The sequence below is a fragment of the Limnobacter sp. G6BE5S genome, assembly GCF_058448965.1.
The window spans coordinates 411,928-434,601 of record NZ_JBZFLM010000002.1; the positions used below are offsets into that span (position 1 = coordinate 411,928).

Below are 22,674 nucleotides of genomic sequence, written 5' to 3' on the forward strand. Positions count from 1 at the left end.
AGCATTTTTCGCAGGGCAATATGGGCTTTAGCTTTAAATCCGAGACATTTCAGGAATTAACCGAATACGCATTGAAAAAAGCCAAATCGCTGGGGGCCACCGATTGTGCGGTGGATATCAGCGAAGCAGTGGGTCAATCGGTCAGCGTGCGCATGGGTGAAATTGAAACCATTGAGCACACGCGCGACAAAAGCTTTGGTGTCAGTGTATTTAAGGGGAAGAAACGGGGCAATGCCTCCTCGTCCGATTTTTCTCTGGAAGCGATTGATTCTACCATTCGCGCGGCCTTGGACATTGCCAAGTACACGGCAGCGGATAAATTCGCGGGCCTGCCTGATGAAGAGAATATTTCCAAGCGTCATCGCGACCTTGATTTGTACTATCCGTGGAGCTTAAGCACCGCCAAAGCGGTTGAAAAGGCTTTAACGATGGAGCAGGCGGCGTTTGATGTCAGCAAGCAGATTCGAAATTCCGACGGCGCCAATGTTTCCAGTGAATCAGGTCATTTTTTTGCGGCCAACAGCAAGGGCTTCAAGGGCGGTTATCCCTATTCACGCCATTCACTGTCGGTGTCGCCAATTGCACAAGCGAAGAAGTCCAAAGACAGTCCCATGCAGCGCGACTTCTGGTATTCCTCCGAGCGCAAAGCCAAAGACCTGGCCAAACCTGCCAAAATTGGCGCCTATGCAGCACAGCGCGCCTTGGCGCGCCTGGGCTCAAAGCCCATTACCACGCGCAACTGTCCGGTTATTTTTGAGGCACCCATTGCGGCAAGTTTGGTGAGCCATTATGTGGGCGCTGTATCGGGCTCATCGCTTTATCGCAAAACCAGCTTTTTGCTGAATTCACTGGGCAAGCAGGTTTGGGCGCCGCATATCACGATCAAGGAAGACCCGTTCATTGAAGGTGCACATGGCAGCTCGCCTTTCGATGAAGAAGGTGTGAAAGTGAAGGCGCGCACCGTGGTCAAAAAAGGTGCGTGTAATGGTTATTTCCTTTCAAGTTATTCGGCCCGCAAATTGGGCATGGAAACCACGGGCAATGCCGGCGGCACTCACAACCTTATTCTCAGCTCCACCAAAACAGTCTCGGGTGGCCTTGATGCATTGCTTAAAACCATGGGCACCGGTTTGTTGGTCACCGAAATGATGGGGCAGGGTGTGAATGGTGTCACTGGCGATTATTCTCGCGGTGCATTTGGTTATTGGGTGGAGAACGGCATTATTGTTCACCCGGTTGAAGAAATTACGATTGCCGGCAATTTGAAAGACATGTTGGCCAATATTGTGGCTGTGGGTGACGATGCCTATTGGCGCGGCAGCAAACATGTTGGCAGCATCTTGATTGAATCCATGACCGTTGCAGGGAATTAAGAAAAAAGGAGACAAAGCAATGGAACGTCGTTCCTTTCTCAAAAAGGCAGGTTTGGGGGCTGCTGCCGCCACCGCAGCCGCTTCAGGAACAGCGGCATTGGCTGCAGATGGCCCAAGCGTGCGCTGGAGACTAACATCCAGCTTCCCCAAAAGCCTTGATGCCTTGTGGGGTGCCTCCCCACAGTTGGCCAAACGCGTGTCTGAATTGACTGGTGGCAAATTTGACATTCGCCCATTCGCGGCGGGTGAAATTGTGCCGGGTTTGCAGGTGCTTGATGCGGTACAGCGTGGCACCGTAGAGTGCGGCCACACAGCGGGTTACTACTACGTTGGCAAAGACGCGACATTCGCATTTGAGGCTGGCTTGCCCTTCGGCTTGACCGCACGCCAACAAAACGCCTGGCTTTATCATGGTGGTGGCTTGCAAATGACCCGAGACTTTCTGAAGGGTTACAACATCGTTAATTTTCCTGGGGGTAACACCGGCACGCAAATGGGCGGCTGGTGGCGCAAGGAAGTAAAAAGCCTGAACGACCTGAAAGGTTTGAAAGTTCGAATTCCCGGGTTTGGCGGCAAGATCATGGCGGCGCTGGGTGCCGTACCACAGACCATTGCAGGCGGTGACATTTATCCCGCTCTGGAGAAGGGCACCATTGATGCAGCGGAGTGGGTGGGGCCTTATGACGATGAAAAGTTGGGCTTCCAGAAAGTGGCCAAGTTTTACTACTACCCCGGCTTTTGGGAGCCAGGCCCTTCCTTGAGCTTTTACATTAATCTGGATGCCTGGAACAATTTGCCGAAAGCTTATCAGGCGGCATTCGAAGTAGCGGCCGCTGAAGTCAACGTGATGATGACAGCCGAATACGACGCCAAAAACCCAGCCGCACTGAATCGTTTGATTCAAGGTGGTGCCCAGCTTCGGATTTATCCGCGCGACATTCTGGATGCGGCCTACAAAGAAGCTGAAAAGCTTTATGCCGACGAATCAAGCAACAATCCGAAATTCAAGAAAATTTTTGCCTCCTGGAATCGTTTCCGAAATGACCAGAACAACTGGTTTCGGGTTGCAGAGAATTCCATGGCGTCGTACATACCCAGATCGAAGTAAGTTTTTGACCTACGCAAGTGGGGTCAGATATAAAGAGCGGCTGACTGGCCGCTCTTTTTCGTTTAATGGAACCAAAAGCCTGGCGCAAGTCACCCAACGCAGTGTCGCCCCTATCGGGGTTGTTCGCACTTCTTTTGGCTGTCGTAATGAATGGCAAGGGCACTATTCACTTCTGAACGACAGTTTCTGACACTTGACTTGTATGGGACAAATTTATGTCGACTCCTAATCAGCTACGCGTATTTATTATTGACGATCATCCAATCATTGCAATGGCCTTGCGCGACATCATGAATTCGCGCTACACCGACCTGGAAGTCAAGCTTTTCAGCCGGATTGGGCCCGCGCTGGAACACAGCCGGTTCGAGCAACCTGACCTTGTGCTTCTCGACTTGGGTTTGCCCGACATGACTCCCGAGAAGGTGCTGGAAACAGCCCTTGAAACTTTTGATTACAGCCGCACGCTGGTGATCTCCGGGAACGAGGAAATTCTCGGCGATATGGCTGATGAATATCCAGAAACCGAATTCGTATCGAAGGGCATTACCCAAGACCGTGTGCTGAGCGTGCTCGACAGCATGGTATTGCGTTTGCGTCGAAACAACTGGACTGATCAAATCAGTCAAAAAACGCAGCATGCCAGCGGATTTACGATTGGACAAAGAATGGCTCGAATTACCGAGCGACAAGTGTCTGTGCTGTACCGAATCGCCAAGGGCGAATCCAATCATGAAATTGCCCAGAATTTGGGACTGTCGCCTGAAACGGTGAAAACGCATGTCCGCAGTATTTTGGCGCGATTGAATGCCAGAAACCGACTGGAAGCGGCCATGCTGTATCGCGCTTGGCAGGAACAGAAAACCGATGAGGTTTATTCCGATTAAGCCGCGCCCAATGAGACAAATCAATCGGCTTAGCGCATGGGTACAACAACACTACGACGCTTGTTTGTTGGCTTCATTGTGCTTGTTGCCCTTGTCTTTTCAGTTGTTGGGCCTGGACACGGGCGCTCAATCCCAATTGGCGTATATCGCTTTTATTAGCGGCTGTTTGCTCAATGCCAAGGTGTCTTGCAGGCGTGCGTTTCGGGTACCGCCCACCGAGAAACTTTGGTTTTTGGTGTTTGCGTCCGCTTTCGGTGGTTGGGTATTGTCATTGAATTGGCACCATCTTAGTTTTGCGGTGTTGTGTTGGGTTACGCCATTTACTTTGCTGGCAGTTTTACTCGAAAGGCAGCACAGGTACAGCATTGCAAAACAACGCATTCAAAACAGGCGAACGCAGCAAGCCCGTTGGCGCAATGCCAAGCATGGTGTACTCAGTGAGTGGAAAGACCGCTTGCGCTGGCTTGCGGGTGTGCAGCACGACATGCGTCAGCCATTGCACGCATTGGGTTTGCTGGTTGGGCACCCTTCGCTGGACACTTATCATCAACATGCGGCTTCCAATCAGGTTATTCGTCAAATGACCAGTTGTCAGCGTTGGCTTCACGACCTGGCCGAAAACATGTTGGAGGCCACCAGGCTTGAGCTCGGTGAGCAACGTGAAAAGCGGATTGAAAGTATTTCGAGCACCGAGCTTTGCAAGTCGCTCGAGGGCTGGATGGGGCAGTTGGCTGAAACCAAAGGATTGACCTTCGAGGTGGATGTTGAGGAGTTCCTGATTCACACTGATGCGCGGCGATTGAAACGTGTCATGGGGAATCTGGTATTTAACGCCGTAGAACATACACTTGAGGGTGGCGTGGCTTTTTCGTATAGACGCCATGGTGGCATTCACCGTTTTACCGTGACAGATTCAGGCCCAGGTCTTCAAGAAGACATATTGCAGCATCAGGCTGCCAGGTACTCTACCTTCGGTAGCGATCTTCCGAAAACTGGCATAGGTTTGTACGTGGTTAAACGCCTTTGTCAGGAAATGGAATGGAATTTGTCGATGTGCAATGTCAAAGAGGGCGGCACGGTGTTTGTGCTTGAACTCGCCGATCGAATTTCAAGCAAGGCTGAGGTTGTGGGGTTGGGCTCTAAAAGAGCCGGCTAATTTGATACAAGTCAGCCTGAGTCTATTCGCTGAAGCTTGGAACAAAAGGTTGTTGATCTGCCGGATCGTTTCCACCCCCGTAGTTTTGTGCAGGCAACTTAAGCTGCAACGGGGTGTCTTGGTACTTCACTTTTTCTTCTTGGCTTACCAGTTGGGGATACGCAAAAATAAGGACGACCATCACCAACTGCAAGGCGATGAAGGGCAATGACCCCTTGTAAATTTCAACTGTTTTGATGATTTTTGGTGTTACTGATTTTAAGTAAAACAGGGAGAAGCCGAAAGGTGGTGTCAGGAAAGAGGTTTGCATATTCATTGCGATCATGACTCCGAACCACACCAGGTCGATGCCAAGTTTGTCAGCCACAGGCACCAGCAATGGAATCACGATAAAAGCGATTTCAAAAAAATCAAGAAAGAAACCCAACACAAAAATCAGGATTTGAACGGCAATCAGAAAGCCCAGCTCGCCACCAGGCAAATCTCCCATTAAATGCTCCACCCAAATGTCGCCTTCAATGGCCCTGAATGTCAGGCCAAATACGGTCGAGCCGATCAAGATAAACAAGACAAAGCAAGATAATTTGGTTGTAGAGTCGATGGCTTGTTTTAGCAATGCCAAGTTCAGGCGTTTTTTTGAGGCTGCAATCAACAGCGCGCCGACAGCACCCATGGCGCCGCCTTCAGTAGGGGTGGCAATGCCAAGGAAAATGGTACCCAACACCAGAAAAATCAAAGCCAATGGAGGGAACAGAACAAATACCACGGCTTTGAGTATGCGCAATCCCGAGTTGTCTTGGCTCAGGTAGCAGGCCTCTGGCGGCAAAGCGGGCAGTGCGTTTTTTTGAAGACGGGTAATTACAAACACATAGCCAAGGTAAAGCATTACAAGCAGCAGGGCGGGAACCAAGGCCCCTTGGTACATTGCCCCTACGGAAACCCCCAGTTGATCGGCCATGACGATGAGTACCAAAGAGGGCGGAAGAATTTGCGCCAAAGTACCGGATGCCGCGATGACCCCGGTGGACACGGATTGGCTGTAGCCATACTTCAGCATGACAGGCAAGGAAATTAGCCCCATGGATATCACAGAGGCGGCCACCACGCCGGTGGTGGCTGCCAGCAAGGCACCCACCAACACCACTGCATAGGCCAGGCCGCCGCGCACCCGACCAAACAGCTGACCGATGGTTTCCAGAAGATCTTCTGCCATACCGCTGCGTTCAAGCACCAAACCCATGAAAGTAAAAAACGGAATGGCAAGCAATGTATCGTTGCTCATGATTCCGAATATTCGATCAGGCAGGGCTTGCAACAGGGCTACATTCATTAGCCCCTGTTCTATGGCAATGTAGCCAAACAAAAGCCCGTTTGCTGCCAAGGCGAATGCAACGGGAAAGCCGCTGATCATGAATAGCAATAAAACTGCAAACATGAGCGGGGCCAACCAATCAACAGGGATCATGGGCATTGTTTGCTTTGTCCCTTGATCACGGCGATTTTTTTAATGATTTCTGAACAAACCTGCAAACCAAGCAGTGTGAAACCCAGAACGATTAATGCCTTGGCAGGCCAGCGAATCAAACCGCCTGGATCGGCAGAATATTCATTGATTCGAAACGACTCATAGGCAAAGTCCCAGCCAGAAACGACGACGAATCCGATTAGCGGGAGTGTGAAAAACAAATGCCCGATGATGTCAATCCAGGCACGCGTCGATTCTGAGAAACGATTCGACAATACATCGATACGTACATGGGCATTCTGTTGAAGGGTGTAGGCTGCTCCTAAAAGGAAAACCGCTCCAAACAAATACCACTGAATTTCAAGCAGACCATTGCTGCTGGTGTCGAAGACTTTGCGCACCACTGCGTTGTAGGCAGACACCACAGTGGTGATCAATATCAACCAGCCCACAGCAAGCCCCAACCGGGTATTCAACCGGTCGATACCGCGTGAAATGACCAGTAAACCATTCAACGTTACAAACCCAGGCGTTTTCTGGTTTCCGCAGCCGCCGCTTTAACCTGCTCTGGATTGGTTCCACCAATGTGGTTGCGAGCCTGAAGCGAACCTTCCAAAGTAAGCACCGCACACAGTTCGGTGTTCACCAAATCGTCGCTATAGCCCAATTCATTGAGCTTCAGTGCTTCTTGCAGCTGAACCACTGTCAAGGCCTCCAGACCGCATTGCTGGGTGTCGCAATAGCGCACGGCACGCGCCACTGCCTCATGTGCATCTCGAAATGGCATGCCCCGCTTTACCAATGCGTCGGCCAGGTCAGTTGCTGTGGCATACCCTTCCAGTGTTGCTGCGCGCATGTTGTCGGCTTTCACCTGAATACCTTCAACCATTTCAGCAAAAATTGTCAGGGTGTCGACCACGGTGTCCACTGTGTCAAACAAGGGTTCTTTGTCTTCCTGGTTGTCTTTGTTGTAGGCCAGTGGCTGGCCTTTCATCAAGGTCAGCAGCCCCATCAAGTGACCGTAGACACGGCCTGTTTTTCCGCGTGCAAGCTCGGGCACATCCGGGTTTTTCTTTTGCGGCATGATGGACGAGCCGGTGCAGAAACGATCGGGCAGATCGATGAACGCATAACGTTGGCTCATCCAGATAATCAATTCTTCAGACAGGCGCGACACATGCATCATCAAAATACTGCTGGCTGAGCAGAACTCGATGGCAAAGTCGCGATCCGATACTGAGTCGAGACTGTTCCGGGTCGGGGCGTCAAACTCCAGCAGCTCAGCCGTGCGGTTGCGATTGATGGGGAATGTGGTGCCAGCCAGTGCAGCTGCGCCCAAGGGCAGCCGGTTCATTCTTTTGCGACAGTCTTGCATGCGCTCCAGATCACGTTCAAACATTTCCGCATAGGCCAGCAAGTGGTGTCCAAACGTAACGGGCTGAGCAACTTGCAGGTGGGTAAAGCCAGGCATGACGGTGTTGTGATTGCGTTCAGCCACCGTGAGCAGTGCTTGAATGAGCGCTTTCAATAAACCCTGAATGCGATCGACTTCATGGCGCAGAAACAGGCGAATGTCGGTGGCCACTTGGTCGTTACGCGAACGGCCCGTGTGTAGTCGCTTGCCCGCATCTCCAACCAGTTCAGTCAGTCGGCGTTCAATATTCAAGTGCACGTCTTCAAGGTCAAGTTGCCAATTAAATTGGCCAGCCTTGATTTCATCCAGAATTTGAGACATGCCGCTTTGAATGGACTTTAGATCGGACTCAGCAATAACCCCGCATTCAGCCAGCATGGTTGCATGGGCCAGTGAGCCTTGTATGTCGAATTCAGCCAGTCGTTTGTCAAAAAACACAGATGCGGTGTAGCGTTTGACCAGCTCAGACATGGGCTCATTGAATCGGGCTGACCATGCTTCCTGTTTTTTGGACCATTGGTTCGACATGGGGAATCCTTTATGCACTTTGGAACAGGGCCTAATTATAAAGGGTTGCCGTGCTAGACTTTCGGCATGAACGCCTTCTCACGGCCTTGCCGTAGGGAATTGACCGAAATTTATCAACTGAATCGCGGCAAATCGTGTCGCTACACTGAATGAAAATAAGAATTGCATCAAGGGAAAGTCGCTTGGCCATGTGGCAGGCTGAACATGTTCGAGACCTTTTGTTGGCCTTGCCCGGGGTTTCCGGGGTCGAAATTGTTGGCATGACCACCAAGGGCGATCAAATACTGGACCGCTCACTGGCAAAAATTGGCGGGAAAGGACTGTTTATCAAAGAGCTCGAGCATGCCTTGCTTGAGGGGCGAGCCGATTTGGCAGTGCATTCGGGCAAAGACATTCCCATGGATGTAGATCCCGAGTTCCAGTTGTTGGGATTCATGACCCGCGAAGACCCACACGACGCCTTTGTCTCAAACGATTACGCAAGCTTGGCTGATTTGCCGGCGGGTGCCGTAGTGGGCAGTTCTAGCTTGCGCAGGCAGGCTCAGGTGTTGGCGCGATACCCACATTTAAAGGTCGAACCGTTGCGTGGCAATCTCGATACTCGCTTGGGCAAGCTGGATTCCGGTCAATATCAGGCGATTGTTCTGGCTGCGGCGGGTCTCAAGCGTTTGGGTTTGCATTCACGAATCCGCAATGTAATCGACTCATCCGACATGCTGCCTGCGGTGGGTCAGGGTGCCTTGGGTTTGGAAATTCGGGCCGATGATTCGAAACTGGCTGAGTTGGTCAAACCCTTGATTGATCCGGTGTGTACCGCATTGGTAAGTGCAGAGCGTTCTGTGTCAAAGGCCTTGGGTGGAAGTTGCCAGGTGCCAATTGCCGGATATGCCACACTGAATGATGCCCAAACCTTTACCTTGCGTGGACTTGTGGCCAGCCCGGATGGCAAGGAAGTGATCGAAAAAAGCGCACAGGCAAGTTTGCAAGACTGGGAAACGGCTGCAAACCGGGTTATTGAAGGATTATTGCAAGAAGGTGCGCAGGCCTTGATTGAATCGGCTGTACAACAATTTAAAGGATAATTCGCGGACATGACTCACACTTTGGTCGTATGCAAACCCAAGTTGCCCGATCAGTACCTGACCCAGCGCGTTGATCTGAAGCGTCAGCTCGATCAAATGCATTCGGGCGAGGTGATGTATTTTCCCGTATTTGAATTGGTACCCGATTTAAATGCCATGGCGCGTATCAGACCCTGGATCGACAACGCCACTGAAAAAGCAAATCGCTTGATTGTGTTTGTAAGTCCCTCGGTGCTTGAAATTGCTGTGACCAATCTGGGGCAATGGCCGGCCAATGTGTATTGCGCAGTCATGGGACGCCAAAGCGCAAAATTAGCCTCGGATTTGGGTATTCCCGAAGACAAAATAATTGCACCCACTGGCGAACATGATCTTGAAACCGAAGATTCCGATGGCTTGGCACACTTGCTTGCGGCTAAGTTTGGGGCGGGCAGTTGCAGTGTGATGGTGTGCAAGGGGCCGCGCGGTCGAGTCGAGTTTCCGAAAAAACTGGAGGAAATGAATCACGATGTGACGGTGCTTGAATGTTACGACCGCAAAGTGATTGACCAAAGCGATAGTCAATGTGAAGCCCTTTTTTCGTGCATGAACAGAGCTGTTCTGTGGATTACCAGCAGTGAGACCGTTGAGGCACTTGATTCTCAGCTAAAACAAAAATCCGATTCGCAACTCAACGCTTTAAAGCAGACCGCCACCGTACTGACCACCCACCCCCGTATCACGGCCAAATGCAGGGAATTGGGATATGTTCACGTTGTCCAGATAGCAACAGGGATACAATCGGTGAATTCATGGCTGAAATCAAACAAGAAAAGCATGGAAAACAACAATCAAACCAACACCGCCACGCCCACCAGCAAATCTCAACCGGCTGCCGCTGCGTTATCAACGCCGAGCGCAGCAAGTTCAGCCCAACCTACCGGGCAATGGCTCGGTAAAGCGGCATTTTTTATTTCGGTGGTCAGCTTTGTGCTGATTCTGTTGATTGCATTTGCGGGTAAAAACCAGATCGAAAAAACGCGCATGGCCTTCGGTGAGCGGATTCAAAAAGAGTCCACCACACTTGATTTGGTGAAGGAGGAAATCAACAAATCAAGCGATCTTGCCAAAGACTTGAAAACCCGTTTCGACTTGTTGGAACTGGCCCAGAAAGAGGAAGCCAGTCAACGTGCAAGCCTGGAAGAGGTCTACAATAGCTTGTTGGCAAGTCGAACTGAAGTGTCACTGAGCGAGGTGGAGCAGTTGATATCGATTGCCAAGCGCCAGCTGTATTTGTTGGGCAACGTGAAGGGTGCCTCCATTGCCCTGTCTCAGGCCATTGATTTGCTGGAGGGCACGGAAAAACCATCGTTGCTGAACCTGCGCACCGCCCTGGAGAAAGATCTTTCCGAAATCAAGGCCTTGCCCAGTGATGATTTGCTCAGGTTGGCCATTTCTCTGGATTCGGTCGTGAATTCCGTTGAAAGTTTGCCCATGCTTTCAAGCGTGCAAGCCACGACCGATCAAACACTGGCCGAATTGACCGAGGAGCATGCACCTGCGACTGACCCCGATACCCAAGACACTTCCACCGTCGAGACAGCTTCTCCTCAAGGATTTGATCAGGCTTGGCTCACGATCAAGCAAGTGGCTCAAACGGTTTGGTACGACATCAAGTCGTTAATCGAAGTCACCAAAGTAGATAGTCCTGAAGTTTTGATGCTCTCTAGCCGGCAGGAAACTGATTTGCGCAACACCTTGCGTTTGTCTTTACTGAACGCGCGTATTTCATTGTTGTCCCGCCAAGCGACCCTGTTGAAGTCTGACCTGGAGCGTTCAAGCAATTTGCTGAACACTTACTTTGATGACAAATCCATTCAGGTGCAGCGCGCAAAAACAGTGCTTGAGGAAATCGGGACGGTTCAACTTGATTTGATATTGCCCGAATTGCAGGCGACCTCGGCTGCGCTTAGATTGGCTGTGGCCGGTCAGCAGGGGGAACGCCAATGAAGCAACTGCTAGGGTTGTTGCTGGTTATTGTTGTTGCGGTGGCTGTCACTTTGATGGCCCAGGGCAACGGTGGCAAGGTGTTGATCTTTTTTGGTCAGTACCGGATCGACATGTCGCTTAATTTTGCAGTAATCGCTGTATTCCTCGTGTTTTTGGCGTTTTATATTGTGATGCGCGCCTGGCGAGCCTCCAGCCAACTTCCTGGCAAATTCAAGGAATATTGGTCGAACCGGAAACAAAATGCTTTGTTGAAAGCCAACACGCAAGGTTTGATCGCACTGATTACTGGCGATGAACAAGGCGCTCAGAAAGCATTGAACCAAGCCAGCAAAACAGGCATCGAAACAGATCTGAGTTACCTGATCCGTGCCATGTCGGCCATTCAGGCGGATCGATTCGACGTTGCAGAAGAAATTCTGAATCAGGAAAAGGCCAAGGTTGGCGAACATTCGCATGCGCTTGTTGTGTTGCGCGGCAAAGTTGCTTTATCCAAACAGGATTTTTCTGGTGCCCTGAGTTTGCTGGAAGCCATGGATCCATTGGCAACAAAACTGCCACAGGTGCAGCGTTTGCGCATGCTGGCTCTTATTGGGCTTGCACGCTGGCAGGATGCCCTGGTGCAGTACCGTGCTTGTGTGGCCGTTTCCGCGCTTACCAATGGCGAGCGAAATGAGGCATTGCAACGTATTTATGCCGGTTTGGCAGACAGTGCCGGCCAAGATGCTTCAAAAATGCAGAACGTGTTGTCCAATGCCAAGCCAGTCGAGCTTGAGAATGTAGGCGTCTTGCGCATGCTTGCAATTGGTTTGATGAGAAGCGGATTGATTACAGCAGCGCGCACGCTACTGGAAACCGCCTTGAATCAGCATTACAACAAAGAATTGTTGCCGGCTTACCACCAGGTTGCAGTTCTTGAGCCACGCCAGGCATTGCCAAACGTGGAACGTTTGCTGGATCAGCAGCCCGCTGATTTGCGTTTACTGGAATTGGCGGCAGACGTTTGTGAGCGGGAGCAACTGTGGGGCAAGGCCATTTCACGGTTTGAGGCTGTGTATGCCAAGCAGCCCTCGGCCCATTTGGCAGGCAAACTTGAACGCCTGTACCAGTCAGCCAATCAGGGTGAACGCGCCAAGTTGTGGCGAGAAAAGTTGAATGCCCACCTTCAGAACGATCGTCAGCTTGCTTAAAGCAATATTCGATACAATACGAGCAAATTTTTATTTAAGGATTAATCAGCATGGGCTACGAAAGCATTTCCCCCGGTAAGGATCTTCCAAACGATGTGAACGTGATCATTGAGATCGCTGCAAATTCAGACCCTGTGAAGTACGAAATTGACAAGGAAAGCGGTGCTTTGTTTGTTGATCGTTTTGTGGGCACTTCCATGCAATACCCATGTAACTATGGCTACATTCCACAAACCCTGGCTGCCGACGGCGACCCTGTAGACGTTTTGGTAATGACCCCATACCCGCTACAACCCGGTTGTGTGGTGCGCGTGCGCCCGATCGGCATGTTGAAGATGACCGATGAGTCGGGTGGCGATGCAAAATTGCTGGGTGTACCCGTTGAAAAACTGTTGCCACAGTACAAGCACTACCAAAGCATTTCCGATGTACCCCAAGAATTCCTGGCTCGCATTCAGCATTTCTTTGAGCACTACAAAGACCTTGAAAAAGGCAAGTGGGTGAAAATTGAAGGCTGGGGCGATATGGCTGACGTGGAAAAAGAAATCAGCGATGGCGTGGCCAACTACAAAGGCTAAGCCTGCTGCTTAACGGTATAAAAAGACCAACCTGCGGGTTGGTTTTTTTATAACTGCCCGGAACTGCTTTCCCGAAAAGCAGTGTGTTCACTTAACTCAACTGCATAGGCGTCCAAGTGCGCTTTTTCCCGACGCAGAAAGTTTTCAATCGGTAGCTTAAATCCGTTGTCGTGCACATAGTGCGCACTGATCATGGTTTGCGGGTTCAGGCCACGCGCCATTTTGTGTTCGCCTTGCGCACCGCCTTCAAACCATTCAATGCCTTTTTCAATGGCAAATTCAATGGCCTGGTAATAGCACAATTCAAAATGCAGACAGGGAAGGTTTTCAATGCTGCCCCAATATCGACCATACAAACGTTCTTCGCTGTGCAGAAAAAACGAACTTGCCACAGGCTGCCCCTGCAGGCTTGCTTGCACCATTAGAACCTGCTCACCCATTGAGGTACAAATCTGCTTGAAAAACTCAAGGTTCAGGTAAGGGCTGGAGAAATGCTCCATGTAGGTGCGGGAATAGCATTGATAGAAAAACTCCAACTCGGCTTCGGTGGCTTCAGCACCCTGAATACGTCGAATTTCCAAACCTTCAATGTTTGCTTTGCGGCGTTCGGCACGAATGTTTTTTCGCTTTTTCTGGTTCAGGCTTTCCAGAAACTCATCGAAATCATTGAACGGCTTGCCGCTTGCAGGGCTTTGGTTGTGCCAGTGAAACTGCACCACATGCCGGCTGCTGTTGTTCAGGCTGGTGGCGTCACCCAACAACAGCAGCTGATCTTGCCGGGTTAAAAACAGGGCGTGCAGGGTGGAAATCTGGGTGCCTAACAGTTCGGTATTCTCCGCAGCCTGCCAGGTCAGTTGTGCCAGGCCTTGCGCCATTGCTTTTCCCGCTTCGGGTGTTGAATAAAGCACCTTGGGTGCCTGCACTGGCGTGAACGGAATCGCACACAGCAGTTTGGGGTAGTAGAGTTGGCCGCTGCGTTCATAGGCCTGCGCCCAGGCCCAGTCAAATACATACTCTCCGTATGAATGTGATTTCAAATACAGTGGCATGGCTGCCAAGAGTTCGCCGGCATCCCCATGAATGGCCAGGTGCAAGGGCCCCCAGCCAGTTTCGGCCGTGGCACTGCCGCTGGCCTCTAAGGCCAGCAGGTATTCATGACGAAGGGCAGGGTGAAGCACACCACCATTGCATTTGCACACAAGTGAATTCCATTCAGCTTGTGCGATCTCGCCAATGGTTTGGCAAATCTGCATGCGATAATTCATAAAGGCGACAACTACTACGCAGGTACCCCGTGAGTTTATCCCGAGTCCGATTGGCCATTGCACAGTTGAACCTGACAGTGGGCGATTTAAAAGGCAATTGCGCAAAAATTCTTGAGTATGCGCAGCAGGCCGCAGCACAGGGTGTGCGAATTCTTCTTACCCCCGAACTTTCCATCACAGGTTATCCCCCTGAAGACCTGTTGTTACGCCCTTCATTTCAACGTCAAACCGATTCTGCGTTTAACCAGCTTCTTCATAACTTGGCTGAACTCGATTTGTACGTCGTGGTTGGGCATCCGGCAAGTCGGGAAGGCGAGTTGTTCAATGCCGCCTCCGTGTTGTACCGCGGCCAGGTGGTAGGCATGTATCACAAGCATGATTTGCCCAATCGCGAGGTGTTTGATGAGCAACGTTACTTCACCCCCGACAATCGCCCTTTGGTGTTTGACGTGGATGGCATTCGCTTTGGCGTGAACATTTGTGAAGACACCTGGAATCGTTATGCGCCTGAAGCCGCGGCGGCGGCTGGTGCCGAGGTGTTATTGGTACCCAATGCATCGCCATACCACATGGGCAAGCAAACCATTCGGCAATCGATGGTGGCCAAACGTGTTCAAGAAACGGGCATGGCCATTGTGTACGCCAACATGCTGGGCGGGCAAGACGAACTGGTATTTGACGGCGCTTCATTTGCCATGGACGGCAAGCAGCATGTCGCCATGCGCCTGCCGCAGTTTCAAGAGGCCTTGGCCATTCTTGATGCGGTGGCCTGCCCCGGTGAACCTATTGTTTTGGAAGCACATCAGCCCTGTGTTCCCGAACTAGAGTTGACTGCGCAAGTGTACGAAGCCCTGAAAATGGGTGTTCACGATTACGTCACCAAGAATCGTTTTCCTGGTGCCATTATTGGATTGTCTGGCGGAGTAGATTCTGCATTGACGCTTGCAATCGCTGTGGATGCATTGGGCGCAGACAAGGTACGAGCGGTGATGATGCCTTCGCCATACACCGCCGATATTTCGCTGGACGATTCCCGTGACATGGTGAGGCGCCTGGGTATCCAGTACGACGAGATTTCTATCCAGGACTGCATGCAGTCCTTCGATTCCAGCCTCGCACCGTTGTTCAAAGGCTTGGCTGCGGACACCACCGAGGAAAATCTGCAGGCGCGAATTCGCGGCACCATGCTCATGGCCATTTCCAATAAAACAGGTCGCATTGTTTTAACCACGGGCAACAAAAGCGAAATGGCCACTGGCTATTGCACCTTGTACGGGGACATGGCGGGTGGCTTTGCTGTGATCAAGGATATTTTTAAAACATTGGTTTATCAGCTTTGCGAATACCGAAATAGTGTGTCTGAGGTGATTCCGACCCGAATCATTACCCGCCCGCCATCCGCAGAGTTGCGCCCTGATCAGGTAGACCAAGACAGTTTGCCTGCTTACGATGTACTCGATGCCATTTTGGCCCGTTACATGGAAAAAGATGAATCGGTTGAAAACATCATTGCAAGCGGCTTTCAGAAAGAAGACGTGTTCAAGGCTGTTAAACTGCTTCGTATCAACGAATACAAAAGAAGACAGGCGCCCGTGGGTATTCGGGTCACGCACCGAGCATTTGGTCGCGACTGGCGCTATCCAATTACATCCAAGTTCAACGATCTAGAAGGATTCCAAGAATGAAACTGGTCAGCGCAATCATCAAGCCTTTCAAACTGGACGAAGTACGTGAAGCATTGTCGGAAGTTGGCGTCACCGGTCTTACCGTCACTGAGGTAAAAGGCTTTGGCCGTCAGCGTGGGCACACTGAGTTGTACCGGGGTGCCGAGTATGTGGTTGATTTTCTGCCCAAGGTAAAAATTGAATTGGTGATTGAAGACAAGTTGGTTGATCAAGCGATTGATGCCATTCAAAATGCAGCACGCACCAATAAGATTGGCGATGGTAAAATTTTCGTCACTGATGTAGAGCGTGTCATACGCATTCGCACCGGTGAACAAGGCGAAGCAGCCATTTAAGAATGTGACTGGAAAAGTGGGTGAGCCAACGCACAGACAGGTTGGCTCGTGGGCATTAAAATTCAGCGACAGATTCATTCTCCCTGCAATTGGAGACCAAGCGCCATGCACCCTCCCCATAAAAAATTATCCAATGCCGCCATCAGCGCGGACCAGCCTCGCACCGTGTCAGACAGCTTTGGCTCGATTAGCCTGCCTGCCGGTGTGTTGTGGGGGGCACAAACCGCTCGCAGCCTGCAGTTTTTTGCCATTGGTGAACAGCGTATGCCCATGGATGTCGTGCATGCGCTGGCCTTGATCAAGTGGGCAGCGGCTTGCGTCAATTGTGATTTGACAGTGCAAGCTCCTGAAATTGCACGCGCCATTGCCAATGCTTCCAACAGGGTAGCGGCCGGGGAGTTCGATGATCAGTTTCCTTTGTCTGTTTGGCAGACTGGTTCGGGCACGCAAAGCAATATGAATGTCAATGAAGTGATTGCAAACCTTGCCACTCAAGATTCGGCGCTGGGGGCAAAATCCAATCAAAAAGTTCATCCCAACGATGATGTCAATTTGGGCCAATCCTCAAACGATGTGTTCCCCACAGCCATGCACATTGCTGTTGCCCTGAAGGTGAAGTCGACGCTGACGCCTGCGCTCGAAGAGTTGATCAGTGCGCTGTCTGCGAAAGCCCTTGAATTTGAGTCGATCGTCAAGATTGGTCGCACACACCTGCAAGATGCAACACCAATTACCTTGGGTCAGGAATTTGGTGGCTATGGGGCACAGTTGCTGCTTTGCCAGCAAAACCTGCTGTCCACCATGAATGCCGTGCACAAGCTGGCCATAGGTGGTACGGCAGTGGGCACCGGTCTTAACACCCACCCCGATTTCGGCAAGCAGGTGACCAAGACATTGGCGTCAAGATTGGGAATACCTTTTACCCAGGCCGATAACCTGTTTGCAGCAATGGCAGGTCACGAGGCATTGGTGGCGTTTCACAGTGCGCTGAGAATGCTGGCCATTGCTTTGACCAAAATAGCCAACGACATTCGTTTGATGGGCAGTGGCCCGCGCGCTGGGTTAGGTGAATTGATTCTGCCTCAAAACGAACCCGGCAGTTCCATCATGCCGGGCAAGGTCAATCCGACACAAGTGGAGGCGATGACCATGGTTTGCGCCCAAGTAATGGGGCACGATGCGGCCATCGGTTTTGCAGCGAGTCAAGGCCAGTTTGAGCTTAACGTGTACAAACCCTTGATCGCCTTGAACACGCTTGACAGCATTCGCCTTCTGGCGGACGCCATGCGCAGCTTTACCCAGCATTGTGTGGCTGGGCTGAAGGTGAATCACGTGCGGGTGAACGAGTCTATGCAAAGTTCTTTGATGTTGGTTACCGCACTTGTACCGCACATTGGGTACGACCGCGCTGCCCAGATCGCCAAACAGGCACAAGCTGATAACTGCACACTAAAACAGGCAGCCCTGGCATCCAAGGCGGTGACTGCTGAACAGTTTGATAGTTGGGTCGACCCCATGAAGATGTTGAGCGCTTCGATTCAAAAAAAGTGAAGAGATCAGCCACCAATATGGCCTTTTCACCGCATTTCTCAGCTCAGGTGGCCGTGAATAATTTCTGCGAAAGTGGGTGCCAGGGGCTCAGGTAGATCGTGTCCGAGCCCCTTGATTAAATGAAGTTGTGAATTCGGCACCAGCTTGGCAATGCGCTCTGAGCAGGCTTTCTTCAACAAAGGGTCATCCAGCCCGTGAATCACGCAAGTGGGCACCTTGATTTCCCTTGTGTAATCTTCAATTGAACCTGTCGCGACCACGCAATGGGTTTGACGCAAAACGCCAGCAGGTTTGTAGGCACGGTTATAAGACTTGCGGGCCCGCTCACGCAACTTTAGCGGGTCGAGTGGATAGCCGGGGCTTCCAATCGCAGTGAATACGCGTTCCACATGCGCTACAACATCATCTATCTTCTGGCTTTTCGGTTTTTTCAGGAACATGTTGTGCAACACGTTCGGTGTGGGCATGGGCAATTTTGGATTGTTCGTGCTTGACATCAAAGTGACCAGTTTGCCAATTTTCTCGGGTGCTTTGGCGGCCACAATTTGAGAGATCATGCCACCCATGGAAATGCCCAGAAGGTGAGGGCGTTTCAGGTCAAGCGCATCAATCAGGCCAATTGCATCATTGGCCATGATGTCGAGCTTGTAATTCGTTGGGGTGTGCAAACCCAGTTTGTTCCGAATGAATGTGGCAGGCACATTCACCTTCATGCTGGTGGGGTGCTGATCAGTTAGACCGATATCTCGGTTGTCGAAGCGAACCAAGCGATAGCCTCGCTGCAGCAAGGGTGCACAAAATTCATCATTCCACATGGTCAGCTGGCAACCAAGGCCAGCCACCATAAAAATGGTTTCCCCATCGTCGGGGCCAGCAGATTCCCACGCCATGTTCAGGCCGGTTGTATTCGATTTTGCAAAGCCTTGCTGCCATTCGATCGGCTTGCCTGCTGCTTTCATGGATGTTGTCTCCGGTAAGTATTGTTATTGTCGGGCTTTCAATATCACCAGCAGGGCACCAGCACCGCCATCGCGTGGCGGAGCCTGGCAAAAGGCAAGCACCTCGTCCTTTTGCACCAGCCAGCGTTTAACTTTTTCTTTCAGCACGGGTTCTTTGCCAATTGACCCCAAACCTTTGCCGTGAATGATTCTGACACAACGAATGTCATGTTTTACACTGGATCGCAAGAATTCACCTACAGCGGTGCGTGCCTCATCGGAGCGCAGCCCGTGCAAATCAATTTGGGCTTGAATAACCCATTGGCCCTTGCGAAGCTTTTTCAAGGCCTCGACACCCACGCCATTTCGACGATAAGAAAGCTTGTCATCGGTTTCCAGAAACCGCTCAACGTCCATTTCGTCGGAAATGCTTTCCCACAGCACCGCCTCATCATCCATTTCTCGCTGGCGAGCAATTGGAGCCGGCTTTTCAAGTTCGTGAAGTTTCAGGTTGATGTCGGGTAGCGGGGTGACGTCGCGAACCAGTTTCTTGAACAGGTTTGCTTCATCTTGCAGTTTTTTTGCTTCTGCGGCCTTGATTTTTTCCTGGCGTTCGGCCTCCAGGCGCTGCTCTTTGAGCGAGCGCCTGACCCCTTCAAGGTCGGCCATGGAAGTCAGCTTTTTCAAACCATTCTTACCGCAGTGAAAGAAATCAGCCTTCCTGAGATTCTAGCCAGCGTTGTGCATCGAGCGCGGCCATACAACCCGTGCCTGCACTGGTAATGGCTTGGCGGTACACGTGATCTTGTACGTCGCCAGCAGCGAACACACCCTCAACGCTGGTCATGGTGGCCAAACCGTTCAAACCGCTGCGGGTTGTAATGTACCCGTTTTTCATATCGATCTGACCTTCGAAAATGTCGGTGTTGGGTTTGTGGCCAATCGCGATAAATACGCCCTGCAAGGCCAAATCCTGGGTTTCGCCGCTTTTTGTTGATTTAATGCGCGCGCCATTCACACCCATTTCATTGCCCAGTACTTCATCCAGTGTGTAATCGATTTTCAGCTCGATTTTCCCTTCTTTCACCTTGTCCATCATCTTGTCGATCAGAATGGCTTCGGCTTTGAACTTGTCACGGCGATGAATCACAGTGACTTTCTTGGCAATATTGCTCAGGTACAGCGCTTCTTCAACAGCGGTGTTGCCACCACCGACCACACATACCTCTTGATTGCGGTAGAAAAAACCATCGCAAGTGGCGCAGGCCGAAACGCCTTTTCCGGCAAATTCCTCTTCAGAGGGCAAGCCCAGGTACATGGCGCTGGCGCCGGTTGCAAGAATAAGTGCATCGCAGGTGTACACGCCCGAGTCACCTTTTAACGTGAATGGACGTTGTTGCAGTTCCACTGTGTGAATATGGTCAAAAATGATCTCTGTGTTAAAACGTTCTGCGTGGGCAAGAAAACGGTTCATCAGATCTGGGCCTTGCACGCCTTCGGCATCGGCGGGCCAGTTGTCCACGTCAGTGGTGGTCATTAATTGGCCACCTTGGGCCATGCCGGTAATCAAAACGGGGTTTAAATTGGCGCGGGCAGCGTACACTGCAGCAGTGTATCCGGCAGGGCCAGAACCCAAAATCAGTACTTTGGCGTGGCGTGGCGTGTTAGAACTGGTCATTGCTACCTCTTTTGTGCTTCAAATGGTGTCTGTTCAAGATATTTCCCTCGAACTTTGTCAGAATACAGACTTCAATTATATGCTGCATTGCGGGCTACTCTTATTACAGTGAATTCCAGGACCACACAAAATACAAGTACTCTTCGAATCAGCAAACTGTTGCTGGAAATTCGCTGGCTGTGCCTGCTTGTTTTCTCTATTTATCTGTTTCTGATTCTGGTGTCGCACAGCAGCAGCGATGACAGCTTCTCTCATGAATCAGGCAGCGGCGTTGTCAGCAACTTTGGCGGGGCAGTGGGCGCCCATTTGTCTGACCTGCTGTTCTTTATCGCGGGTTATTCAGCCTACGCATTGCTCGGCTTGTCTTTCTTCATGTTGTGGCGTGCCCGAAAAATGGTCGACTCAATCGAGCTTCCCGGGTTCAGTGAACCTTTGCCCAAGTGGATCGCCTGGGTCAGGCCCATTGGTTTTGTTGTGTTGTGGGTTGGGCTTATGGGCCTTGAATCCCTGTCGATTTTCAAGGGTGCAAACCTGCCAGCAGGGGCGGGCGGTGTTGTGGGCCAAACAGTGGCCAGTATTTTTCAACAGCTTCTGGGCCTCTCCGGCGCGGTTATGCTGCTGCTGCTGTGTACTGCAGCCGGTCTAAGCGGTTTGTTGGGCCTGAGCTGGGCTGTGATGGCTGAGCGCGTGGGTAGTTTTCTGGAAGGTTTGGTCTTTAAAGCCAAAGAACTGGTTACCGCTTATTTCGATCGCAAGGAAGGCAAAAAAGTTGCCCTGGCCCGTGTTGAAAAAGTAGAACAAAAACGCGAAAAGTTTGAAGAACACAAACCCATTCGAATTGAACCAGTGGCCGTGGCTGCCGAACCCTCTGTGCAAGCCATCAAGGAAAAGCAGCAACCTTTGTTTGCTGAACTGACCGAAACCGAGTTGCCGCCCTTGGGTCTGCTCGACGAGGCGCCTGCCACCATTGAAACTGTGTCGGCTGACACACTTGAATACACCTCCCGCCTGATCGAGAAAAAGCTCAGCGATTTCGGCGTGCAGGTACAAGTAATGGCGGCCCAGCCTGGCCCCGTAATTACCCGTTTTGAAGTAGAGCCCGCCGCCGGGGTAAAAGGTTCGCAGGTGGTGAACTTGGCCAAAGACCTGGCCCGCGCGCTCAGCTTGGTGTCCATTCGGGTGGTAGAAACCATTTACGGCAAAAACCTGATGGGCCTGGAGCTGCCCAACCCACGCCGGCAGGTCGTTAAGCTGACAGAAATTCTGGGTTCGCAGGTTTACAGCACCAACAAATCACCAGTCACCATGGCCTTGGGCAAAGACATTGCTGGCAAGCCGGTGGTGGCCGATCTGGCCAAAATGCCGCACCTGCTGGTTGCAGGTACCACGGGTTCGGGTAAGTCAGTGGGTATCAACGCCATGATTTTGTCGCTGCTGTACAAAAGCGGTGCAGAAGACGTACGTTTGATCCTGATCGACCCAAAAATGCTTGAAATGAGCGTGTACGAGGGCATTCCACACTTGCTTTGCCCGGTGGTGACCGACATGCGCCAAGCCGCCAACGCCTTGAACTGGGCTGTGGGCGAGATGGAAAAGCGATACAGGCTGATGAGCAAAATGGGCGTGCGTAACCTGGCTGGCTACAACGTTAAAATTGCGGAAGCCAAGAAAAACGGCACCAGCATTCCCAACCCGTTCAGCCTGACCCCCGATGCCCCTGAACCGCTCGACACCTTGCCGATGCTGGTCATTGTAATTGACGAGTTGGCCGACTTGATGATGGTGGTGGGCAAGAAAATTGAAGAATTGATTGCGCGCCTGGCGCAAAAAGCCCGTGCCGCAGGTATTCACCTGATTTTGGCCACTCAGCGGCCATCGGTCGATGTCATCACAGGCTTGATCAAGGCCAACATTCCAACCCGAATTGCTTTTCAGGTTTCATCCAAAATTGATTCCCGCACCATTCTTGACCAAATGGGCGCTGAGGCGCTGTTGGGACAGGGTGACATGTTGTACCTGCCACCTGGTTCTGGCGTGCCACAGCGTGTACATGGCGCGTTTGTGTCGGATGAAGAAGTACACCGCGTGGTCGAGTACCTGAAAGAGAAGGGCGGTGAGCCCAACTACATTGAAGGCATACTGGAAGGCGGTACTGCTGAAGAAGGTGGCAACGCCAGCATGGATGCCACAGCCGGCAGTTTTGATGGCGAGAAAGACGCTTTGTATGACCAAGCCGTGGGCATCGTGCTGAAGCACCGCCGTGCCTCCATTTCATTTGTGCAGCGCCATTTGCGCATTGGTTATAACCGTGCCGCGCGTTTGCTGGAAAGCATGGAGCAGGCCGGTTTGGTCTCAGCCATGCAGTCCAACGGCAACCGTGAAATTTTGGCGCGTGCCGAGGCTGGGCAAGACGACGATTAAGTTAGGTTAAGTGTGTATACCCTCAGTACCCGCATGC

At 51.5% G+C, this 22,674-nt stretch carries 19 protein-coding genes; 12 read left to right on the forward strand and 7 right to left on the reverse strand.

All coding sequences use genetic code 11. The annotated features are described in order from the left end of the window. Positions 1-20 precede the first annotated feature (20 nt). From pmbA to ACVL1J_RS05095, 4 genes are all read left to right on the forward strand, one after another. Positions 21-1,373 (forward strand): metalloprotease PmbA, encoded by a 1,353-nt coding sequence (pmbA, locus tag ACVL1J_RS05080; RefSeq protein WP_491665155.1) that lies wholly within the window; start codon positions 21-23, stop codon positions 1,371-1,373. Between the two features lie 19 nt (positions 1,374-1,392). Beyond that, on the forward strand, positions 1,393-2,481 hold the full coding sequence (locus ACVL1J_RS05085; protein WP_394672387.1) for a TRAP transporter substrate-binding protein: 1,089 nt from the start codon (positions 1,393-1,395) through the stop codon (positions 2,479-2,481). A gap of 215 nt (positions 2,482-2,696) precedes the next feature. Further along, positions 2,697-3,365 (forward strand): LuxR C-terminal-related transcriptional regulator, encoded by a 669-nt coding sequence (locus ACVL1J_RS05090; RefSeq protein ID WP_341236387.1) that lies wholly within the window; start codon positions 2,697-2,699, stop codon positions 3,363-3,365. A 10-nt stretch (positions 3,366-3,375) separates the two neighbouring features. Next, complete coding sequence (locus tag ACVL1J_RS05095; protein WP_491665156.1) at positions 3,376-4,521, forward strand: sensor histidine kinase; 1,146 nt, start codon at positions 3,376-3,378, stop codon at positions 4,519-4,521. A 22-nt stretch (positions 4,522-4,543) separates the two neighbouring features. Here the strand turns inward: ACVL1J_RS05095 and ACVL1J_RS05100 are convergent, their stop codons facing one another. From ACVL1J_RS05100 to argH, 3 genes are read right to left on the reverse strand one after another with little or no spacing between them, the layout of a single operon-like run. Next, the gene (locus ACVL1J_RS05100; protein ID WP_159570157.1) at positions 4,544-5,992 is read right to left on the reverse strand and encodes a TRAP transporter large permease; all 1,449 of its coding nucleotides are present in this window, start codon (positions 5,990-5,992) and stop codon (positions 4,544-4,546) included. After that, positions 5,983-6,501, reverse strand: a complete 519-nt coding sequence (locus ACVL1J_RS05105) for a TRAP transporter small permease subunit (protein ID WP_159570160.1) — start codon at positions 6,499-6,501, stop codon at positions 5,983-5,985. Before ACVL1J_RS05105 ends, ACVL1J_RS05100 begins: the two co-directional genes overlap by 10 nt. Before the next feature lie 2 nt (positions 6,502-6,503). Further along, complete coding sequence (argH, locus tag ACVL1J_RS05110; RefSeq protein WP_341236384.1) at positions 6,504-7,928, reverse strand: argininosuccinate lyase; 1,425 nt, start codon at positions 7,926-7,928, stop codon at positions 6,504-6,506. Between the two features lie 149 nt (positions 7,929-8,077). Between argH and hemC the strand changes: the two genes are divergently transcribed. Genes hemC through ppa form a run of 4 tightly spaced genes read left to right on the forward strand, consistent with a single transcriptional unit; the run spans position 8,078 to position 12,764 of the window. After that, positions 8,078-9,010: a hydroxymethylbilane synthase gene (gene hemC / locus ACVL1J_RS05115; protein WP_159570166.1), complete on the forward strand. Its 933-nt coding sequence runs from the start codon at positions 8,078-8,080 to the stop codon at positions 9,008-9,010. A 9-nt stretch (positions 9,011-9,019) separates the two neighbouring features. Then, complete coding sequence (locus ACVL1J_RS05120) at positions 9,020-10,999, forward strand: uroporphyrinogen-III C-methyltransferase (RefSeq protein WP_341236383.1); 1,980 nt, start codon at positions 9,020-9,022, stop codon at positions 10,997-10,999. After that, entirely contained in the window at positions 10,996-12,186 is a 1,191-nt protein-coding gene (locus ACVL1J_RS05125; RefSeq protein ID WP_341236382.1) for a heme biosynthesis HemY N-terminal domain-containing protein, read from the forward strand. Before ACVL1J_RS05120 ends, ACVL1J_RS05125 begins: the two co-directional genes overlap by 4 nt. Before the next feature lie 50 nt (positions 12,187-12,236). After that, complete coding sequence (ppa, locus tag ACVL1J_RS05130; protein ID WP_159570175.1) at positions 12,237-12,764, forward strand: inorganic diphosphatase; 528 nt, start codon at positions 12,237-12,239, stop codon at positions 12,762-12,764. A gap of 47 nt (positions 12,765-12,811) precedes the next feature. On the opposite strand, the gene ACVL1J_RS05135 is transcribed toward ppa, so the two are convergent. Beyond that, a complete protein-coding gene (locus tag ACVL1J_RS05135; RefSeq protein ID WP_341236381.1) occupies positions 12,812-14,017 on the reverse strand; it encodes a GNAT family N-acetyltransferase in 1,206 nt (401 codons plus the stop codon). A 41-nt stretch (positions 14,018-14,058) separates the two neighbouring features. Between ACVL1J_RS05135 and ACVL1J_RS05140 the strand changes: the two genes are divergently transcribed. The 3 genes from ACVL1J_RS05140 to fumC all read left to right on the forward strand — a co-directional run bounded on the left by ACVL1J_RS05140 (position 14,059) and on the right by fumC (position 17,600). Next, positions 14,059-15,714, forward strand: a complete 1,656-nt coding sequence (locus tag ACVL1J_RS05140; protein WP_341236380.1) for an NAD+ synthase — start codon at positions 14,059-14,061, stop codon at positions 15,712-15,714. Next, positions 15,711-16,049, forward strand: coding sequence for a P-II family nitrogen regulator (locus tag ACVL1J_RS05145; RefSeq protein ID WP_008252857.1), 339 nt, complete (start codon positions 15,711-15,713; stop codon positions 16,047-16,049). Before ACVL1J_RS05140 ends, ACVL1J_RS05145 begins: the two co-directional genes overlap by 4 nt. 105 nt (positions 16,050-16,154) lie before the next feature. After that, positions 16,155-17,600 (forward strand): class II fumarate hydratase, encoded by a 1,446-nt coding sequence (gene fumC / locus ACVL1J_RS05150; RefSeq protein WP_341236379.1) that lies wholly within the window; start codon positions 16,155-16,157, stop codon positions 17,598-17,600. Between the two features lie 38 nt (positions 17,601-17,638). On the opposite strand, the gene ACVL1J_RS05155 is transcribed toward fumC, so the two are convergent. From ACVL1J_RS05155 to trxB, 3 genes are read right to left on the reverse strand one after another with little or no spacing between them, the layout of a single operon-like run. Continuing rightward, positions 17,639-18,559, reverse strand: coding sequence for an alpha/beta fold hydrolase (locus tag ACVL1J_RS05155; protein WP_341236378.1), 921 nt, complete (start codon positions 18,557-18,559; stop codon positions 17,639-17,641). A 24-nt stretch (positions 18,560-18,583) separates the two neighbouring features. After that, a complete protein-coding gene (locus ACVL1J_RS05160) occupies positions 18,584-19,225 on the reverse strand; it encodes a Smr/MutS family protein (protein WP_159570187.1) in 642 nt (213 codons plus the stop codon). Positions 19,226-19,250: 25 nt separating this feature from the next. Further along, on the reverse strand, positions 19,251-20,216 hold the full coding sequence (gene trxB, locus ACVL1J_RS05165; RefSeq protein ID WP_159570190.1) for a thioredoxin-disulfide reductase: 966 nt from the start codon (positions 20,214-20,216) through the stop codon (positions 19,251-19,253). Between the two features lie 108 nt (positions 20,217-20,324). Here trxB and ACVL1J_RS05170 point away from each other — a divergent pair, with 108 nt between their 5' ends. Further along, a complete protein-coding gene (locus ACVL1J_RS05170) occupies positions 20,325-22,637 on the forward strand; it encodes a DNA translocase FtsK (RefSeq protein ID WP_341236377.1) in 2,313 nt (770 codons plus the stop codon). Positions 22,638-22,674 lie beyond the last annotated feature (37 nt).